The organism is Acinetobacter sp. Li1LvA2 (assembly GCF_056156705.1).
In genome coordinates this window covers 170,192-187,826 of record NZ_JBSICF010000007.1, presented here as the reverse complement: position 1 = coordinate 187,826, position 17,635 = coordinate 170,192, and the positions used below count along the sequence as shown (strand labels likewise).

General features: G+C 40.0%; 13 protein-coding genes. 6 read left to right on the top strand and 7 right to left on the bottom strand.

The window, feature by feature from the left end:
- Positions 1 to 259: 259 nt before the first annotated feature.
- Both ACS604_RS14725 and ACS604_RS14720 read left to right on the top strand, forming a co-directional pair.
- Positions 260 to 967, top strand: a complete 708-nt coding sequence (locus tag ACS604_RS14725) for a YoaK family protein (protein ID WP_474772077.1) — start codon at positions 260 to 262, stop codon at positions 965 to 967.
- A 149-nt stretch (positions 968 to 1,116) separates the two neighbouring features.
- Positions 1,117 to 3,030 carry an alpha/beta hydrolase gene (locus ACS604_RS14720; RefSeq protein WP_474772076.1) on the top strand — a complete coding sequence of 638 codons (1,914 nt, stop codon included), beginning with the start codon at positions 1,117 to 1,119 and terminating at the stop codon, positions 3,028 to 3,030.
- 54 nt (positions 3,031 to 3,084) lie between these two features.
- Here the strand turns inward: ACS604_RS14720 and ACS604_RS14715 are convergent, their stop codons facing one another.
- From ACS604_RS14715 to betI, 7 genes are all read right to left on the bottom strand, one after another.
- Entirely contained in the window at positions 3,085 to 4,419 is a 1,335-nt protein-coding gene (locus ACS604_RS14715) for a basic amino acid/polyamine antiporter (protein WP_111856045.1), read from the bottom strand.
- Between the two features lie 5 nt (positions 4,420 to 4,424).
- On the bottom strand, positions 4,425 to 5,303 hold the full coding sequence (locus ACS604_RS14710) for a homocysteine S-methyltransferase family protein (protein ID WP_440206844.1): 879 nt from the start codon (positions 5,301 to 5,303) through the stop codon (positions 4,425 to 4,427).
- Between the two features lie 216 nt (positions 5,304 to 5,519).
- Entirely contained in the window at positions 5,520 to 5,990 is a 471-nt protein-coding gene (locus ACS604_RS14705) for a hypothetical protein (RefSeq protein ID WP_474772074.1), read from the bottom strand.
- 91 nt (positions 5,991 to 6,081) lie between these two features.
- Positions 6,082 to 7,722, bottom strand: coding sequence for a malate dehydrogenase (quinone) (mqo, locus tag ACS604_RS14700; protein WP_191899647.1), 1,641 nt, complete (start codon positions 7,720 to 7,722; stop codon positions 6,082 to 6,084).
- A 510-nt stretch (positions 7,723 to 8,232) separates the two neighbouring features.
- Entirely contained in the window at positions 8,233 to 9,891 is a 1,659-nt protein-coding gene (gene betA, locus ACS604_RS14695; protein WP_474772072.1) for a choline dehydrogenase, read from the bottom strand.
- A 95-nt stretch (positions 9,892 to 9,986) separates the two neighbouring features.
- A complete protein-coding gene (gene betB, locus ACS604_RS14690; protein WP_474772071.1) occupies positions 9,987 to 11,459 on the bottom strand; it encodes a betaine-aldehyde dehydrogenase in 1,473 nt (490 codons plus the stop codon).
- Positions 11,452 to 12,075, bottom strand: coding sequence for a transcriptional regulator BetI (gene betI, locus ACS604_RS14685; protein WP_005303239.1), 624 nt, complete (start codon positions 12,073 to 12,075; stop codon positions 11,452 to 11,454). Before betI ends, betB begins: the two co-directional genes overlap by 8 nt.
- A 265-nt stretch (positions 12,076 to 12,340) precedes the next feature.
- On the opposite strand from betI, the gene ACS604_RS14680 reads away from it, so the two are divergent.
- The 4 genes from ACS604_RS14680 to ACS604_RS14665 all read left to right on the top strand — a co-directional run bounded on the left by ACS604_RS14680 (position 12,341) and on the right by ACS604_RS14665 (position 17,544).
- Positions 12,341 to 13,963, top strand: a complete 1,623-nt coding sequence (locus ACS604_RS14680) for a BCCT family transporter (RefSeq protein WP_199945228.1) — start codon at positions 12,341 to 12,343, stop codon at positions 13,961 to 13,963.
- 120 nt (positions 13,964 to 14,083) lie between these two features.
- On the top strand, positions 14,084 to 16,150 hold the full coding sequence (locus ACS604_RS14675) for a choline transporter (RefSeq protein WP_474772070.1): 2,067 nt from the start codon (positions 14,084 to 14,086) through the stop codon (positions 16,148 to 16,150).
- A gap of 11 nt (positions 16,151 to 16,161) precedes the next feature.
- Complete coding sequence (locus ACS604_RS14670; protein WP_002117499.1) at positions 16,162 to 16,776, top strand: MarC family protein; 615 nt, start codon at positions 16,162 to 16,164, stop codon at positions 16,774 to 16,776.
- A gap of 252 nt (positions 16,777 to 17,028) precedes the next feature.
- The gene (locus ACS604_RS14665; RefSeq protein WP_151963378.1) at positions 17,029 to 17,544 is read left to right on the top strand and encodes an acyl-CoA thioesterase; all 516 of its coding nucleotides are present in this window, start codon (positions 17,029 to 17,031) and stop codon (positions 17,542 to 17,544) included.
- Positions 17,545 to 17,635 lie beyond the last annotated feature (91 nt).

The following is a 17,635-nucleotide window of genomic DNA, read 5'->3' as shown; positions in this document are numbered from 1 at the left end:
CCAATTGATATCAACTTGCGGCTTCATCATAGTTATAACAGTTTTAGAGGTCAAATTGATTTGAAGTTGAGAACCGTTTATTGTTTTAAAAACACTCAATTTTAATTGTTGCCATTTTAAAGACAGTGTTGCGACATTAAACCCTCTATGTTTTTACATGCTTTTTTGTTTTTATAAATGCTTTAGTTTTGATTTGTTTTTAAATATTTAAAACATCTTTGTACTGAATTAATGACTTTAAAATAATAGGATGCAGCTTATGCCTGATACCTCAATGCAACAAGAGAAACAAAGTACTTGGGCCATATGTCGAGATCCAGTTTTGCTGACGATGGTGGGCGGGGCAATTGACACCATTGGCTTTATTGCATTGTTTGGTTTTTTTACCGCGCATGTGACGGGAAACTTAGTGTTGGCAGGGGCGGCATGGGTTAAAGGCGGCTCAGGTTTATGGATCAAGCTCGCCGCAATCCCGCTATTTATTTTAACAGTGGTGATTACCAAACTGTTAATTGACCGCAGTCAGGTCAAGCACAAAACGCTGTCTTATTTATTTCTATTTGAAGCCATTTTTCTATGTGCTTTTATGGTTGCAGGTCTTTATTTCGAGCCATTTAAAAATCCGGATGCATTAACAGTTGCAGTAACAGGCGGGCTGGGTTTAATTGCTTTGGCTATTCGTAATACTTCTAGCAAAACGCTCATTAAAAATATTAGCCCAAGTACTATGATGACAGGTAACACTACCCAGCTTGGTATTGATATTGCCAACTTGCTTAAAAACAATAATGCAGCCAATTGGGCAAGTTTTCTAAAAAGTGCCAGTATTGTGATTGGGTTTGTAATTGGTGCTTTCTTGGGAGCGATTCTCTACGTCTATTTTGACTTCTGGAGTGTGGCGCCGTTTATCTTACCCATTTTGTATTTCTCTTATTTAGCTTCACAGCAAAAGTTCAACCAAGCTTGATTAGAGAAAATAACAAATTAGCCTGAATTAAAATGAGTTCAGGCTTTTTTTCGTAATTAAGGAAAATGGAAGCTGAGCCGAAATTGTTCGTTCACTGCTTTACAGGCATAATGACCAGATGGGGAATACATTCGATTAAGGAACGCACAATGACAAAGTCTTATCATTATTTAATCATAACAATAATGGCTTTGCTCAGTGGCTGTCAGGTCATTAATTTAAAAGAAAGTAATTTAAGTAATGCTTTAAAAAGTAAGAATGAAAGTATTCTGACCGATGGCACCTTAAGTCATCAAACTCAAAACTTGCTGTATTTAGTTAAAAAAGACGAAAAATCTTGTCTGCAAAATTTTGATGATTGTTTAAATAAGATTCAAAGCTTATCTGAAAATAGCAGTCGAGAAGAACGCTATGCTGCGCTCAGTGAAATTTATTTAGCCAAAGCTTTAGACGTCGGACGTAATAGCCAATGTAATGTCATTAATAAAAGTAATAGTTGCCTTGAGCAAGAGTTGGCGCTGTTTGATAAAAGCTTGCGCTATAGTTATGTCTATTTATTTGACTCTGAAGAGTCGCCGTTCGATCGAGTGTTTGATCACCGGCAAAATCAGGTGCGTATTTTTTATAACGTGGCTTTGTCGAAGCTCATGACCACGTATTTTAATCATTTAAACACGCATCGTTTTCCACCGTTGCTTAAAGCAGATGGGCATGAGTACCACGTCAATTTTGACCATGCCGTAGATGTACAAAAAATTGAAGTCGATACTTTTCGCTCTAGCTATAATATGAACTTTTCTGGCTTTAATACCGTTAACCGTAAGGATGGTTTAGGGGCAGAGTTTATTGTCGGGCGTAAAGAAAATGATGTAAATCACGGCTTCATTTTAGACCCCGATGCTTTTTATGCTCACCAGAATAATCCGAACATCCATTTACCACGCTTCTTTCCAGTCACTGCGATTGTTTACCCAAAACAAAAAGCCACAGCAGATCAGGTCATTGCTGGAGCAGATTTAGAAATTGCGATGTTCGATCCATATCGACAAGACCGTGTAAAGGTTGAAGGTGTGGACTATCCGCTTACTGCAAACTATTCGGCGCCTTATGGCCTATGGCTGTCAAAATATAATTTAGGTGCAGCAGGTTATTGGTCTTTAATTAATAAAGAAACCAATTTGATCATGCCGCATTTATATATGTTGGAACCTTTTAACCCGAATAAAAAAATCATTGTATTTATTCATGGCTTGGCAAGTAGCCCAGAGGCGTGGGTGAGTCTAACCAATGACATTATGGGCGATGCCGAATTAAGGAATAATTATCAAGTTTGGCAGGTGTTTTATTCAACCAACATGCCGATTTTTGAAAGCCGTTTTCAGATTTATTCATTGTTGGATCAAGCTTTTCAAAATGTTGCTAAAGACAGCTATGCTGCACACGATGCAGTGCTGGTCGGGCATAGTATGGGCGGAGTGATTAGTCGCCTATTAGTAAGCGATGCCGATGTTTCGGAGCAAGCCATGCAAAAAATGAATGAAGCCCAGCTAAACCGTTTAAAAGAAAATCCTGTGGTGCTAGAGCGTTTTCAATTTAAAGCTTTGCCTTATTTTAAGCGGGTTGTTTTTGTTTCGGCTCCGCATCATGGCACTGACTACGCTGACCGATGGTTTACCCAAATTGCCCGCCGTATTATTCGTTTGCCCGCTGATTTCTTTATTGCGGTCGAAATGAGAGATGAGAAAAACACAAAACTCAGAAAAGGTTTAATTGAAAACGGGGCGAGTAATTTAAGTCGTTCTTCTAGCTTTATGCAACTTACGCAAGCCATTCAGCCTTCGTCCAATGTGGTCTATCACTCGATTATGGGGAACATAAATGGGACGACTGATAAGTTAAAAAGTAGCGATGGGATTGTGCCGTATCAAAGTTCACATTTAGATGGTGAACAGTCGGAACTGATGATTAAGGGTGGGCATTCGATTCAAACTACCCCAGAAGCGATTTTAGAATTACGGCGTATTTTAAGATTGCATTTAAAGCAGTCACAGCCTTTAAAATAGAATTTTTGTTTTTAGAAAACCACTGCTGAAATGACTCAACAGTGGTTGAAATGATTAATTAAGCTGATTTTGTTTGAGCGATTTTTTATGCTCAAAATAGCTGATTGAAAAAATAACCAAGCCGACCAAATACAACACTACAGACAGAAGTAATAAATCTAATCCTGCTGCATAGAGCAACCAAAGTGCATAAATGGAAGCGACACTTGCAATGGCAATATGCGGCGTGCGTTTGTGGCGAATGGATTCTTTAAGATAAAAAGCCGACACCAGAAAATAAGGCAGCAAAATCATTACCGATGAAATTAATAAAAGCTGGGTGTAGTTTTTATTGAAAAAATACACAGCAATCAATGCACCTTGCACGACAATGGTGGTTAGCCAAAGTGATGAAATGGGTACATTATTTTGATTATTCTTTAAAAATAATTTCGGGAATGCACCATTTTTTGCAGCTAAATATGGAATTTCAGTGGCGAATAACGTCCAGCTTAAATAAGACGAAGAAACTGAAATAATAAGCCCGATAGTAATAACGATTGTGCCCGGTAAACCGATCAGTTGCTGCAAAATGGTTGCCATTGATGGGTTGTGCATGCCAGCAAGGGCTTCACGACTCACCACACCATAGGCCAATACGGTCACCATCACGTAAAAACTTAACGCCAGTAACACACCTAGAATGGTCGCTTTACCAATGTCATGACGTTTTTTCGCACGCGATGATAAAACCACAGCACCTTCAATACCGGTAAATACCCAAAGGGTAATGAGCATCAGGTCTTTTACTTGCTGCCAAAGCGGAACTTTTAAAGAGAAGTCATTTAAGTTGAGTTTGAACAAATCAAATTTAAAGGCAATAAAGGTAAAGAAGATGAAAACCACCATTGGAATGATTTTGGCAATGGTTGCCAGTAAATTCACAATCGCAGCTTCTTTAATGCCTCGACTCACTAACCAGTGCACCAGCCATACAAAAATGCTTGAGCCAATCAGAGAGTAGAGCGTATTACCTTCACCAAAAATAATATGGTCTTTGCTATCGGTAAACATGCCGACGCCTGAAAAGGCAATCACCACATAGCCGACAATACCAATGGTGGTACACAACCAATAACCCCACGCCGAGCAAAAACCAATCAGGTCTCCAAAACCTTCCCGCGCATAGTTATAAATACCACCGTCAAGATCTGGTCGTTGACGCGTTAAATGCAATAGCGTGAGGGCCAAGAAAATAATGCCGACCCCAGTAATGAGCCATGCAACAAGAAGGGCAGAGCCGTTAGCGACTTGAGCCATATTTTGGGGTAGGCTAAATACGCCTGACCCCACCATAGAACTAAAGACCAGCGCTGTAAGAGACAATAGTCCAATTTTGGCAGCAGACATGGTATTTATTCTTTAAAAAATTGAGAAAGTTCAGCAATGTGTTCTGGACCAATACCACAACAACCGCCGACTAGACTTGCACCTGCTTTTTGCCATTGTTTAGCAAAACCAAGATAAGCTGGAGCATCTAAGTCTTTACGAATTTCATCGAGACCATCGTTGGCAGTAGCGCTTTCATCTTGCGGTGGGAAGGCGTTGGCATAAGCACCAATCTGCACTGACTCTGGAATGAGTCCTTTAATTTCTTTAATCGCTTGCAAGATCACTTCAGGCTGACAGCAGTTAAACAACACTGCTTTGGCATTTGATTGTTTGATGAAATCAGCCACTTGTTGCATATTTTCGCCAGAGCGAAGTAATGCTTGTTCTTGTTTGATTTCATCTTGCAGCGTGAATGACACCCAATAGTCTTTACCATCTTTTGGTAATAGCGCATGCACTGTTTCGACTTCTTTTAAGCACGATTGAGTTTCAGCGAGCCAAAAATCAACCTCGGGTGCCAAGGTGTTAATGATTGGCTCAGCAAGGCTTTTAGCTTGTTCAGGTTGGAACAAGTCTGCACGGTAAGAGCCAAATAATGGTGGTAAGCAGCCTGCGATTTTGACATTTTTGCCGCTTTCTTTAACTGCATTTTTTGCTTGTTCAATAGCAACTTGAATTAAACGCACGCCGTCAGTTTCAAAGCGTTCTTGCCCAATATGAAAAGGCACAACAGCATAGTTATTAGTCGTAATAACTTCTGAACCCGCATTAATAAAATCGAGATGTACTTCTTTTACTGTTTCTGGTGCTTCAATCAGTGCAAGTGCAGACCACTCTGGTTGACGAAACGGAGCGCCACGACGGGCCAATTCACGGCCTAAACCACCATCTAAAATCTTCATAAATTACAACATAAAGGGAGAAAAAATATTTGATTAATCTAGCGTGTAGATGAGCTGTGTTCAATCGCGAATATGCTCGATATATTTCTAAATAAATTAGATTGTTATGAATATTTTTTCTTAAAAGGATTTCTGTAGACGATGTTCAGTTTTATTGATGAACTTCATGTGAAAAAGAACATGTATTCATTTGAAAATATAGAGTAAAAAATGATCTTATAACGCACCAAATTGTTGCCAGCTTTCACCTGTGTGCTGAGTTTGATAATAGGCTTGAAGTTGTTCAAGTTGCGTAAAATGTATGCTACACCAAATCAATAAACTGATTAATAATAAAAGCTTACATAAGCTGCGAGTCTTGTTCTGAGAAATAAAAGCAAGCACAGCAAAAAACAGCGCAGGTAAAAATATAAAGAACTGAACAGGAGAGAAAAATAAATGAGCAATACTGAAATATAACGCCGCTGCACTCATCAGCACATTTAAAACAGAACATAGTTTTTGATATTTGCCGAGCTTAAATATATAAGCAGTCAGAGTAAGTAACACGGCTGAGCTGACATAAATGGCTGTACCGCCAATCATCCACATATAAAATCCGCTTACCAAAAGATAGGCCAGTAGCAAAACAAGCACGAGCTTAAAACAAAATGACAAGAGGCGAGATGATGAGTTTAAAGGTGTCATAGCGAATCTAAATATCTCAAGTGAGGGCTTAAAAAACAAAAGGACGAATCGAAATTCATCCTTTTGATATTTTAGTTATACATCGTCAAACTTAGTTTGCTTTTGCAACTGGGGCAGCAGCAGTTTCATCGTTTGCAGCTTTGAACGGAGATGTATAGTTCAAGCCAAGCGTAGAACTTGTGTATTGACGAACTTTGTCGAGTAACACAGGATCTTTGCTCAAGTCTTGCTTATAAGACACTACAATTTCATGAAGCTTCTGATTCCACTTACCTTCAGTTTGCTGAGGGAAAGCTTTTTCAAGCAAGTTAAGCATGATGTATGGAGAAGTCGAAGCACCTGGAGACGCACCTAACAATGCAGTTACAGCACCATCTTTAGACGCAAAGATTTCTGTACCGAATTGAAGCGTTGCTGGTTTACCCGGTTCTTTCTTGATGATCTGAACACGTTGACCACCTTGGCTTAAACGCCAGTCTTCAGCTTTCGCATCTGGGTAGTATTTACGAAGTTCATTTAGACGATCTTCATCTGACATCATGACTTGGCTTACCAAGTATTTAACAAGATCAAGGTTTTCCAAGCCAACAGTGGTCATTGGTAAGACGTTGTTTTTGTTAGTTGATGCAAGTAAATCAAGCTGAGAACCATTTTTCAGGAACTTGTTTGAATACGTTGCAAATGGTCCAAACAATACATATTTTTTACCGTCGATATAACGCGTATCAATATGTGGTACAGACATTGGAGGCGCACCAAGTTCAGCACGGCCATAAACTTTTGCTGTGTGCTGAGCAGTAATTGCTGGGTTATCAGTAATTAAGAACTCACCACCAACAGGGAAGCCAGCATATTGTTTCGCTTCTGGTAAACCAGTAAGTTGCAATAATTTAACTGCTGCACCACCTGCACCAATAAATACAAAACGTGTTTTAACGTGATCTACTTTACCAGTTTTCAAATTTTTGAAAGACACAGTCCAAGTTTTGTCATCATTTTGGCTGATGCCAGTCACTTCGGTTGAAGTCTGTAATTTGAAATTCGGGTTTTGATCTAAACGATTCACTAATTGTTTAGTGATAGAACCATAGTTTACATCAGAGCCAACATCCATACGGGTTGCTGCAACTTTTTGACTAGGGTCACGATCGTTCATGACTAAAGGAGCCCATTGTTTAATTACAGCTGGGTCTTCAGTAAATTTCATGCCTTTGAACAGCGGGCTTTGAATCATGGCAGCATAACGTTTTTCTAAGAATTGAACGTTATCGCCCCAAACGAAAGCAATGTGCGGAACTGGGTTAATGAATGATTTAGGTTCAGCTAAAACGCCTTGTTTTACCTGATATGACCAGAACTGTTTTGCTACTTCAAATTGAGAAGCAACTTTTTCAGCTTTGACAATTTCCATCTTACCGTTTTTTTCTTCGGTATAGTTCATTTCCATAAAGCCAGAGTGGCCTGTTCCGGCATTGTTAAAGCCGTTTGAACTTTCTTGAGCAACTTGGTCAAGACGTTCATACATACGAATTTGCCAGTTTGGTTCAAGCTCAGTTAAATAAGTACCAAGAGTGGCACTCATGATGCCGCCGCCAACAAGAACAGCATCAACAACTGGCTCATCTTTTGCAGTTTCAACTTGTTTTGACGCAGTTGGTCTAAACAAGAAAACAATACCTGCAATTAAAATAAGAATGATTAATACCAGAAGGTATTTCAAAAACTTTTTCATGTAAGGGGGACCTTAAAATAAGTTATTTGAGTCACTTAAGGAGTGAGGAAACCTAGACAGCGTATCCAGACAAAATGGATATAAATGCGAAACTGAATTCTCAAAATTAGAGAACTTCGAAAAAAATAAAAATTACTTGGGATTATCGCAAACACTCTATATTTTAGACTAATTTTGCATTGACAAGACAATTTTTATAATAAATGGGGTTCATCAAAATCATAAATATGATTTATATTTAATCAAATTGAGCTTTTTAAAGTTAGTTTAAGTTAATTGTTTTATTATAAATATTTGAAATTAAAATAATAATTTTGATTTGATTAAAGTTGGATCATTTGAAGAATATTTGCCTATAAAAATAGATTAATTTTTATTTCATCCTATATTTATGTAAATAAGCTCCTTACATATGCTTATTTTCTGTCATACATAGTTCTTATTAATATTGGCTCAATGAATATGAAATTAAGGGCATATCTCTGCATAAGAAATATGCCCTTTAAGATTTTATGATGCTACATAGAACGGTGCAGTTGAACGTGGTAATGCTTCACGTCCACGAATCTGATCTGCAATTTTCTCGGCAATCATAATGGTGGTTGCATTTAAGTTACCGGTAATAATCAGTGGCATGATTGAGGCATCAACTACGCGTAAACCATTCATACCATGTACACGGCCTTGACCATCTACGACAGCCATTTCGTCTTCGCCCATCTTACAGCTACAAGATGGATGGTAAGCAGTTTCTGCGTGGTTACGAACAAAATCATCAAGCTCTGCATCAGTTTGCAAATGTTTGCCCGGGCTAATTTCTTCACCACGATATGGATCAAGCGCAGGTTGCTGCATGATTTCACGCGTGATACGAATTGCATCACGGAACTCACGCCAGTCTTGCTCCGTCGACATGTAGTTAAATAAGATACTTGGATGCTCAAACGGATCTTTTGATTTCAGTCTAATACGACCACGTGAAGGGGAACGCATTGAACCTACGTGTGCTTGGAAACCATGTTCTTTCACGGCATTACTACCGTTGTAGTTAATGGCAACTGGCAAGAAATGGTACTGAATGTTTGGCCATTTGAATTCATCCGAACTACGAATAAATCCGCCCGCTTCAAACTGGTTACTTGCACCAATACCTGTACCGTTAAATAACCACTCGGCACCAATCGCAGGTTGGTTATACCATTTCAAGGCAGGGTATAAAGAAACGGGTTGCTTACATTTATACTGTAAGTACATTTCTAAGTGATCTTGCAGGTTTTCACCTACACCCGGCAAATCATGAACGACATCAATGTCCATTGATTTTAAGAAATTGCTTTCGCCAACACCCGAGCGCTGTAAAATTTGTGGTGAAGCAATTGCGCCTGCACACAGTAACACTTCACGTTTAGCCAAGGCACGTTGTAAGTTGTTTTGATCAGCGCCAATAATGTATTCAACACCAATCGCTTGTTTTTGATTAAACAAGATTTTATTGGTCGTGGCATGAGTCAAAATGGTGAGATTTGGACGACCTTTTGCCATATCCAAATAACCACGTGCAGTACTTGAGCGGCGACCTTTTGGGGTAACCGTACGGTCCATTGGACCAAAGCCTTCTTGCTGGTAACCATTTAAGTCGTCAGTACGTGGGTAACCTGCCTGTACACCAGCTTCGACCATGGCATGGAACAAGACATTGTTGCCATTTTTAGGCGTAGCAACCGACACAGGGCCATTGCCACCATGATAGTCATTTTCACCAATGTCACGCGTTTCGGCTTTTTTGTAGTAAGGCAAACAGTCGGCATAAGACCAGTTTTCAAGGCCTTTATGAGTTGCCCATTGCTGTAGATCCATTGCGTTACCACGGATATAGCACATGCCATTAATTAAAGATGAGCCACCTAAACCTTTACCACGACCACATTCCATACGACGATTATTCATGTGCGGTTCAGGGTCAGTTAAATAAGCCCAGTTATAGCGACGACCTTGAAGAGGGTAGGCCAAAGCTGCTGGCATTTGTGTACGGAAATCCAATCGATAATCTGGGCCACCCGCTTCTAAGAGTAAAACGGTGGTATCTTTGTCTTCAGTCAGACGCGCAGCGAGTACATTTCCGGCAGATCCTGCGCCAATAATAATGTAATCATATTCTTTAATATTCATAACTATCCTTTTTTTACTAACAGTTTGCCTGAGCAATCTATAAAGACTGCTCGGCATATGTGATTTAGGTTGAAGTGTTTAGAGCGATTTAGGCATTAAAAAATGCTTTGATAATCGCCAAGTTCAACTTGAATAGATTTGATACGGGTATAGTGCCCAAGTGTGGTCAAGCCATTTTCTCGGCCCACGCCAGATTGTTTGTAGCCACCCACTGGCATCTCGGCAGGCGATTCGCCCCACGTGTTAATCCAGCAAATACCAGCTTCAATTTGGTGAATAATGCGATGAGCGCGGCTAATGTCTTGCGTAACAACGCCAGCAGCTAAACCAAAGGTCGTGTCGTTGGCACGACGGATGACTTCTTCTTCGGTTTCATAGCTTAAAATGCTCATGACAGGCCCAAAAATTTCTTCTTGAACAATCGCCATCTGGTCAGTGCAGTCGCTAAATACAGTCGGTAGTACATAAGCGCCTTTAGCAAGTTCGCCTTCAGTCGCACGCCCACCACCGATTAACACTTTAGCGCCTTGTTGTTTGCCTGACTCAATGAAAGACAATACTTTTTCCATGTGAGGGAAGCTAGTGAGTGGACCGAAGTTGGTGTCTTCAGCCATTGGGTCGCCAATGCGAATACGTTGTACACGTTCTACAACTGCTTTTTCAAAATCTGCTAAAAGTGATTTTGGAACAAATACGCGTGTACCGTTGGTACATACCTGACCTGAGCTAAAGAAGTTCGCCATGACTGCAATATCTGCGGCACGGTTAAGGTCGGCATCTTCACAAATAATCAGTGGAGATTTACCACCGAGTTCCATGGTTACTTCTTTCAGCGTAGAGCCAGCAGCGCTTGCCATAACTTTTTTGCCGGTTTCCACACCGCCAGTGAATGAGATCTTTTCAATCACAGGATGTTCAGTGAGCCACTGACCAATTTCACGGCCAGCACCTTGCACCACGTTAAATACGCCGTCTGGTAAGCCAGCTTCTGTATAGATTTCTGCAAGTTTAAATGCAGTAAGTGGAGTCGTTTCACTTGGTTTGAAAATCATGGCATTGCCGGCAGCAAGGGCAGGGGCAGATTTCCATAGAGCAATTTGAATTGGATAGTTCCAGGCGCCAATACCGGCAACCACGCCTAAAGGTTCACGGCGTGTATAAAAGAAACTTGATTCGCGAAGCGGAACTTGTTCACCCTGAATGGCGGTTGCAAGTCCTGCGTAGTATTCGAGTACATCTGCGCCAGTCACGATGTCGACGGTAGATGTTTCGCTAAAAGCTTTACCTGTGTCGAGTGTTTCAAGACGTGCAAGCTCATCATTACGTTCACGAAGAATGTCGACAGCGCGGCGTAAAATACGTGAACGCTCCATGGCAGTCATGGCAGCCCAGATTTTTTGTCCTTGTTGGGCACTTTGTACAGCAGCTTCAATATCTTGTTCGGAAGCTTGTTGAAGAGTCGCGATTGTCTCGCCGTTGGCAGGGTTAATACTATTAAATGTTTTTCCACTGGTTGCGTTAACGTAGCGTCCATGGATATACAGTTGATGAACTTGTGCATCACTCATTTTGTCTCTCCTGCAAAGGCTTGTTCGCAAATTGAACTTGCGTTTGTACATAATCGTAAGCAATGGAACGGGCAAGATTGCTGTCAAATTCGTTATGACGGCTTAAACTGCCTCGTAACCATAATCCATCAATCAATGCTGCCAACCCTCTAGCGGCAACACTGGCCTGTTGTTCATTCATTAACTTGAGGAAATAAAACTTCAAGTTAGAGTACAGGCGTTGATCATTAATCTTTTGCAAGCGGCTTAAGTCTGGTACATGCATACTTGCTGACCAAAAGTCTAACCAGACCCGCATTGCTTTTTCATTGACCTGACTAATGTCAAAGTTCGAGTCGATAATGGCCTTAATTTGGCTCTCTGGATGCGAATCTGCTTCTGCTCTGTACTGTTCGGTTTTACGACGCAGAACATTTAACATTTCTTGCATACAGGTATTTATCAACCCTTGTTTGTCGCCAAAATAATGGCTGACAATGCCGGTCGACAGCTCGGCTTTTTTTGCAATTTGAGCAATGGTGGTATTGGATAACCCCACTTCATAAATTACGTCGAGTGCGGCATTCATAATTTCTTCACGTCGCACGTGCTCTGGTTTTACTCTGCGTTTTGTCATGTTTTTCCACATCAGCACTTTTAGTGGTGCTTTAAATTCAGCATGTTAACTTGCAGAGCATCATAGCACTTTTTTTATCATACTTGTTATTGATTGAACGTTCAATCAATAACAAGTATGATATGTAAAAATCAATGAATTTTTGAAGATTAGCACGAGGAATAAAGCGCTAAAATCAAAAGTTCTTAAGGATAGGATGATGCGCATAAGTACATTACTTATCACGTTATTTTGAGAAAATACACCGATTGCAAGGAGCAATAAGATGGTGTTGAAAAGTGATAAATATTCTTCAGACCATATTCGGTTAAATCGTTTTGTATTTTGGAGTTCAGCCATCAGTATTGGCATTTTTGGCCTACTTTTTGTGCTGTTTCCAGAAAAAAGTCAGTTTTGGCTGACCTATGTACAAGAGCAGGTAAATCACTTTTTTGGGTGGTATTACATGTTGGTTATTGTGCTGTGTTTGGGTTTTGTCGCTTGGCTCGCTTTTTCAAAAGTAGGGCAGATTCCATTAGGAAAAGACGATGACAAACCTGAGTTTAGTTATTTGGCTTGGACTTCAATGTTGTTCTCGGCAGGGATTGGTATTGCACTACTTTATTATGGTGTTGCTGAACCTGTTGATCATTTCTTAAGACCGCCAGAAGGTGAGTCAGGAACCATTCAGGCAGCGCGTAATGCGATGACTTATAGCTTTTTGCATTGGGGCATCCATGGCTGGGTACTCTATGCATTGCTCGGAGTTACTTTAGGTTATTTTGCTTTCAGACAAAATTTACCCCTAGCTTTGCGTTCGGCGCTTTATCCAATTTTTGGCGAGCGAGTCCATGGGTTGGTTGGTGATTTCGTCGATGGTTTTGGAATTTTAGCGACGGTTATTTCCTTGGTCACCAACTTGGGAATCGGAGCATTGGTGCTGGTATCAGGCATTTGTTATTTACTTCCGCAAATTCCTAATAACTCAGTGACTTTAATTGCTGCTGTTCTCATCATGATGAGTGTTGCCACGATTACGACAGTGGTTGGGATTGAAAAAGGTTTGGCGTGGTTATCACGTATTAATTTACGTCTGCTGTATGCCTTACTTTTATTTGTATTTTTAACAGGTCCTACAAATCATTTATTAAATGGTCTTGTACAGAATATGGGAGATTATCTAAGCAATTTTATTGGTAAAAGCTTTGATATGTATTTATACAATCAAAAAGCCAGTGGCTGGCTAGGTTCGTGGACCGTATTTTATTGGGCTTGGTGGATTGCTTGGGCGCCTTTTGTCGGCATGTTTATTGCGCGCATTTCAAAAGGACGTACGATTCGTGAGGTTGTATTAGGTGTATGCCTGATTCCTCTAGGTTTTACGCTGGCTTGGATCTCGGTTTTTGGAAATACGGCCATTTACTTTATCTTGAACCAGAAACAGAAAGTTTTGGGCGATATGGTTTTAACTGATCCGGCATTATCTTTATTTAAGTTACTCGAATATCTGCCGTTTAATCCGTATGTTGCTGGCATTGTTGTTGTAATTTGTTTCGTTTTATTTTTGACACCAGTTGGCTCTGGTACACTAATGATCGCTAATTTGTCCTCAAAAGGGGGCACCAATGATAGTGATTCACCGATCTGGTTACGCGTTTTTTGGTCTGTGGTAATTACCATTGTAAGTATTGGCTTGCTTTTAGCCGGTAGTTTTAACTCCATGCAAAGTGCTGTGGTGTTATGTGGTTTACCATTTTCAGTCATTATTTTGCTCTATATGTTTGGTTTAGCCAAAGCGTTAAAGCAAGATGATTTTGACCCTCAATTAGTGAAAAAACAGTTAGCTGTTTCAAAAGACATTTCGGTTTCGTCGAATTGTGACCAGAATAAAGTGACTGAGGTTTTATAACCCCAACCAATCACATCTATATATTATTTTTTGCGTTTAAAGTCGTCTTTTCATTGTTTTAAATAAGAGTGAAAAGACGAAATTAAATATTTTGTTTTTATTTTATTCCTTGAGGATTGTATGGCAACAGATAATCCAAGAGCAGTTGATGATTTAACATTATCTAAATCTAAAAAAGACCCGCTCAACCGTGTGGTTTTTTATTTTTCAGCTGTACTTATTTTAATTTTTTCTCTCGTCACGTTTTTGTTCAATGATTTTGCAAATAGAGTCATGAACACCGTACTCCAGTGGGTAACTTCAACCTTTGGTTGGTATTATCTACTTGCCGCAACGTTATATATGGTTTTCGTGATTTTTATTGCCTGTTCAAGATACGGCAGTATTAAATTAGGGCCTAAGCATTCAAAACCTGAGTTTAGTTTACTCAGTTGGTCTGCAATGCTGTTTTCGGCTGGTATCGGTATTGACCTGATGTTCTTTTCGGTTGCTGAACCATTATCTCATTATATGCAACCTCCAGTCGGAGCAGGTCAAACCTATGGAGCAGCACGCCAGAGTATGGTTTGGACTTTATTCCACTATGGTTTAACCGGTTGGTGTATGTATGCCTTGATCGGTATGTCATTGGGATACTTTAGCTATCGTTATAACTTACCGCTTACCATTCGTTCTGCACTTTACCCAATTTTTGGGAACAGAATTAATGGGGCAATTGGGCATAGTGTTGATACGGCTGCCGTGATCGGGACAATTTTTGGTATTGCAACGACCTGCGGGATTGGAGTAGTACAGCTGAATTATGGCCTACATGTGTTATTGGGGTTACCAGAAAATATCTGGATGCAATTTATCCTGATTGCTGTCGCGGTCGGTATTAGTGTTATTTCGGTGACATCTGGGGTCAATAAAGGCCTGCGGATTTTATCTGAAATCAATATTTATGTTTCGGTCGGGTTATTGCTATTTATTTTATTCTTGGGAAATACTGAGTTTTTACTTAATGCCCTTGTCCAAAATATTGGTGACTATTTAACTCGTTTCCCTGCTTTAGCATTACAAAGTTTTGCTTTTGAACAGCCTAAAGAGTGGATGAGCAGTTGGACTTTCTTCTTCTGGGCATGGTGGATTGCTTGGTCTCCATTTGTAGGACTCTTTCTTGCACGTATCTCAAGAGGGCGTACCATTCGTGAGTTTGTATGCGGTACCTTAATTATTCCGCTTCTATTTACACTCACCTGGTTATCCATTTTTGGTAATAGTGCACTGCACAGCGTTATTTTTGAAGGCAACCAAACCTTAGCAGCGACTGTATTAGCAAATCCGGCTCATGGTTTTTATGACCTGTTAGCGCAATATCCAGGCTTTACCTTTATCGCTTCAATTGCCACCGTAACAGGGCTTTTGTTCTACGTGACTTCTGCCGATTCGGGAGCGCTGGTTTTAGGTAACTTCACGACTAAACTCACGAATATCGATAATGATGCTCCGCGTTGGTTAAGCGTATTTTGGGCAGTGGCTATTGGTTTATTAACGCTTGCCATGCTCATGACCAACGGAATTACTGCTTTGCAAAACGCGACCATCATTATGGGACTACCGTTTAGTTTCGTAATGTTCCTTGTGATGGCGGGGCTTTATAAGTCGCTGAGGCTTGAAGATTACCGACAAGCCAGTCGAAGTATGAACGCAGCTCCAGTGGTAGGTAATGTCGATATTCTGAATTGGAAACAGCGTTTAACTCGAGTCATGCATCATCCGGGAACCACTGAAACCCAACGCATGTTAGATGCAGTTTGTCTACCGGCTGTTCAGGCCGTTGCGGGTGAGCTTATTAAGCAGGGCATGAATGTAGATGTGCAGCAAACGCCGCTTGAAGATGAAGAAATTCTTTTCCATTTGGATTTCACTATTCATTTGGAAGAAGAACAAAACTTTGTTTACCAGATCTGGCCTGTACGCTATAGCGCACCGAATTTTAGTCAACGTGTGAAACGAGGTAAACAGTTCTATTATCGTCTTGAAACCTATCTTTATGATGGCTCACAAGATAACGATCTGGTCGGTTACAGTAAAGAACAGGTTATTAATGACATTTTAGATAAATATGAAAGACATATGACGTTCTTACATATTAATCGTATTAGCCCAGGGAATCGTCCATTGTTCCCAGATCCACAAGCTTAAGAGGAAAATGCATGGCTTCTCCTTATCTACATTCTTTTGCTTTATTTTTCTCGTTGCTCAATCCATTTCTAATGAGCATCTACATGATTGGCCTGATCCGTCATTCAGAAGCCAAGGTGTTTAATAAAGCACTGATTCAGGGAAGTTTGATTGCTTTTGTCGTGTTCATGCTATTTGCATGGGGCGGCGAAACAATTTTTAGTAAATATCTGAATGTACGTTTTGAAGCCTTTCAGATATTTGGAGGCCTTATCTTTTTGGTGATTGGCTATCGCTATGTTTTTCAGGGTGCCGATACGATTGGTGAAATGCGCGGTGCACCAGAGCATCTGGCCGGCACCATTGCCATGCCGTTTATGATTGGTCCGGGCACCATTAGTGCTGCTGTGGTTACAGGTATTGAAATGTCAATTGGTGAGGCAGCTCTAGTGATTGCCTTTACCTTATTTTTAACCTGTAGTATTTTGATTTTGATGAAATTTTCACATGATCATTTACGCTATAAACATGCCAAGCATATCGACCGCTATTTTGATATTGTCGGGCGTTTATCCGCTTTATTAATCGGTACGATCGCCATTGATATGATTATTAATGGTGTGACAGGCGTCATTAATAAAGTATAGCAAGCCACTCATAAGAATCTGCTATGTCATTGAACATGGAATAAAATGGCATAGCATCTTCTAAAAAAACTAAGATAAATAAAAAAAGCTTTAAAAAAGAACTTTAAAAATAATGTCTTAAAAATTTAAATTTTAAAAAACAATCAAAGATATTAAAAAATACAATGCCATGTTGTGGATTTAAGCATGTTTTTTTTGTGAATTATCAACCATAATGTTGTCTGAGCTTGTTTTAAGACACAGAGTTTAGCTATGCCTACATTAGATGAAATAACCACAGCAACTGATGATCAGTCTGAATTGACGATGTCAGTTTTGATGACGCCTGATATGGCAAATTTTTCAGGTAATGTTCATGGTGGTACGATTCTAAAACTACTCGATCAAGTCGCTTACGCTTGCGCAAGTCGTTATTCGGGTGGCTACGTGGTGACTTTATCTGTAGATAAAGTAAATTTTAAAGAACCTATTTATGTAGGTGAGCTGGTAACCTTCTTGGCAAGTGTTAACCATGTAGGCCGTACTTCGATGGAAGTCGGAATACGTGTTGAAGCCCAAAATATTCAGAAGCGCACAGTGCGCCATACCAATAGCTGTTATTTCACGATGGTTGCTGTTGATGAACAGGGCAAGCCATGTGAAGTACCTCAATTAAATCTCAATACTGAGTGGAAACGTTGCCGCTTTGAAGCAGCTGAGCACCGTAAAGTTTTACGTTTGCAAGAAAACCATAATCCATCTTGTAGCATGTATAAGAAAACTTCTTAAAAAAACAAATTGAATTAAAAAAGGACCGAACCGCAGCATGGTTCGATCCTTTCTTTTCTTTACTAAAATTCAGCGTCCATATTTCCTTTCA

Bases quoted from the DNA above. Each gene is read 5' to 3' on its own strand.
- ACS604_RS14725 (WP_474772077.1), top strand. From the start codon at position 260: ATGCCTGATACCTCAATGCAACAAGAGAAACAAAGTACTTGGGCCATA.
- ACS604_RS14715 (WP_111856045.1), bottom strand. From the start codon at position 4,419: ATGTCTGCTGCCAAAATTGGACTATTGTCTCTTACAGCGCTGGTCTTT.
- ACS604_RS14675 (WP_474772070.1), top strand. From the start codon at position 14,084: ATGGCAACAGATAATCCAAGAGCAGTTGATGATTTAACATTATCTAAA.
- betA (WP_474772072.1), bottom strand. From the start codon at position 9,891: ATGAATATTAAAGAATATGATTACATTATTATTGGCGCAGGATCTGCC.
- ACS604_RS14670 (WP_002117499.1), top strand. From the start codon at position 16,162: ATGGCTTCTCCTTATCTACATTCTTTTGCTTTATTTTTCTCGTTGCTC.
- betB (WP_474772071.1), bottom strand. From the start codon at position 11,459: ATGAGTGATGCACAAGTTCATCAACTGTATATCCATGGACGCTACGTT.
- ACS604_RS14720 (WP_474772076.1), top strand. From the start codon at position 1,117: ATGACAAAGTCTTATCATTATTTAATCATAACAATAATGGCTTTGCTC.
- ACS604_RS14705 (WP_474772074.1), bottom strand. From the start codon at position 5,990: ATGACACCTTTAAACTCATCATCTCGCCTCTTGTCATTTTGTTTTAAG.
- ACS604_RS14710 (WP_440206844.1), bottom strand. From the start codon at position 5,303: ATGAAGATTTTAGATGGTGGTTTAGGCCGTGAATTGGCCCGTCGTGGC.
- ACS604_RS14680 (WP_199945228.1), top strand. From the start codon at position 12,341: ATGGTGTTGAAAAGTGATAAATATTCTTCAGACCATATTCGGTTAAAT.
- betI (WP_005303239.1), bottom strand. From the start codon at position 12,075: ATGACAAAACGCAGAGTAAAACCAGAGCACGTGCGACGTGAAGAAATT.
- mqo (WP_191899647.1), bottom strand. From the start codon at position 7,722: ATGAAAAAGTTTTTGAAATACCTTCTGGTATTAATCATTCTTATTTTA.
- ACS604_RS14665 (WP_151963378.1), top strand. From the start codon at position 17,029: ATGCCTACATTAGATGAAATAACCACAGCAACTGATGATCAGTCTGAA.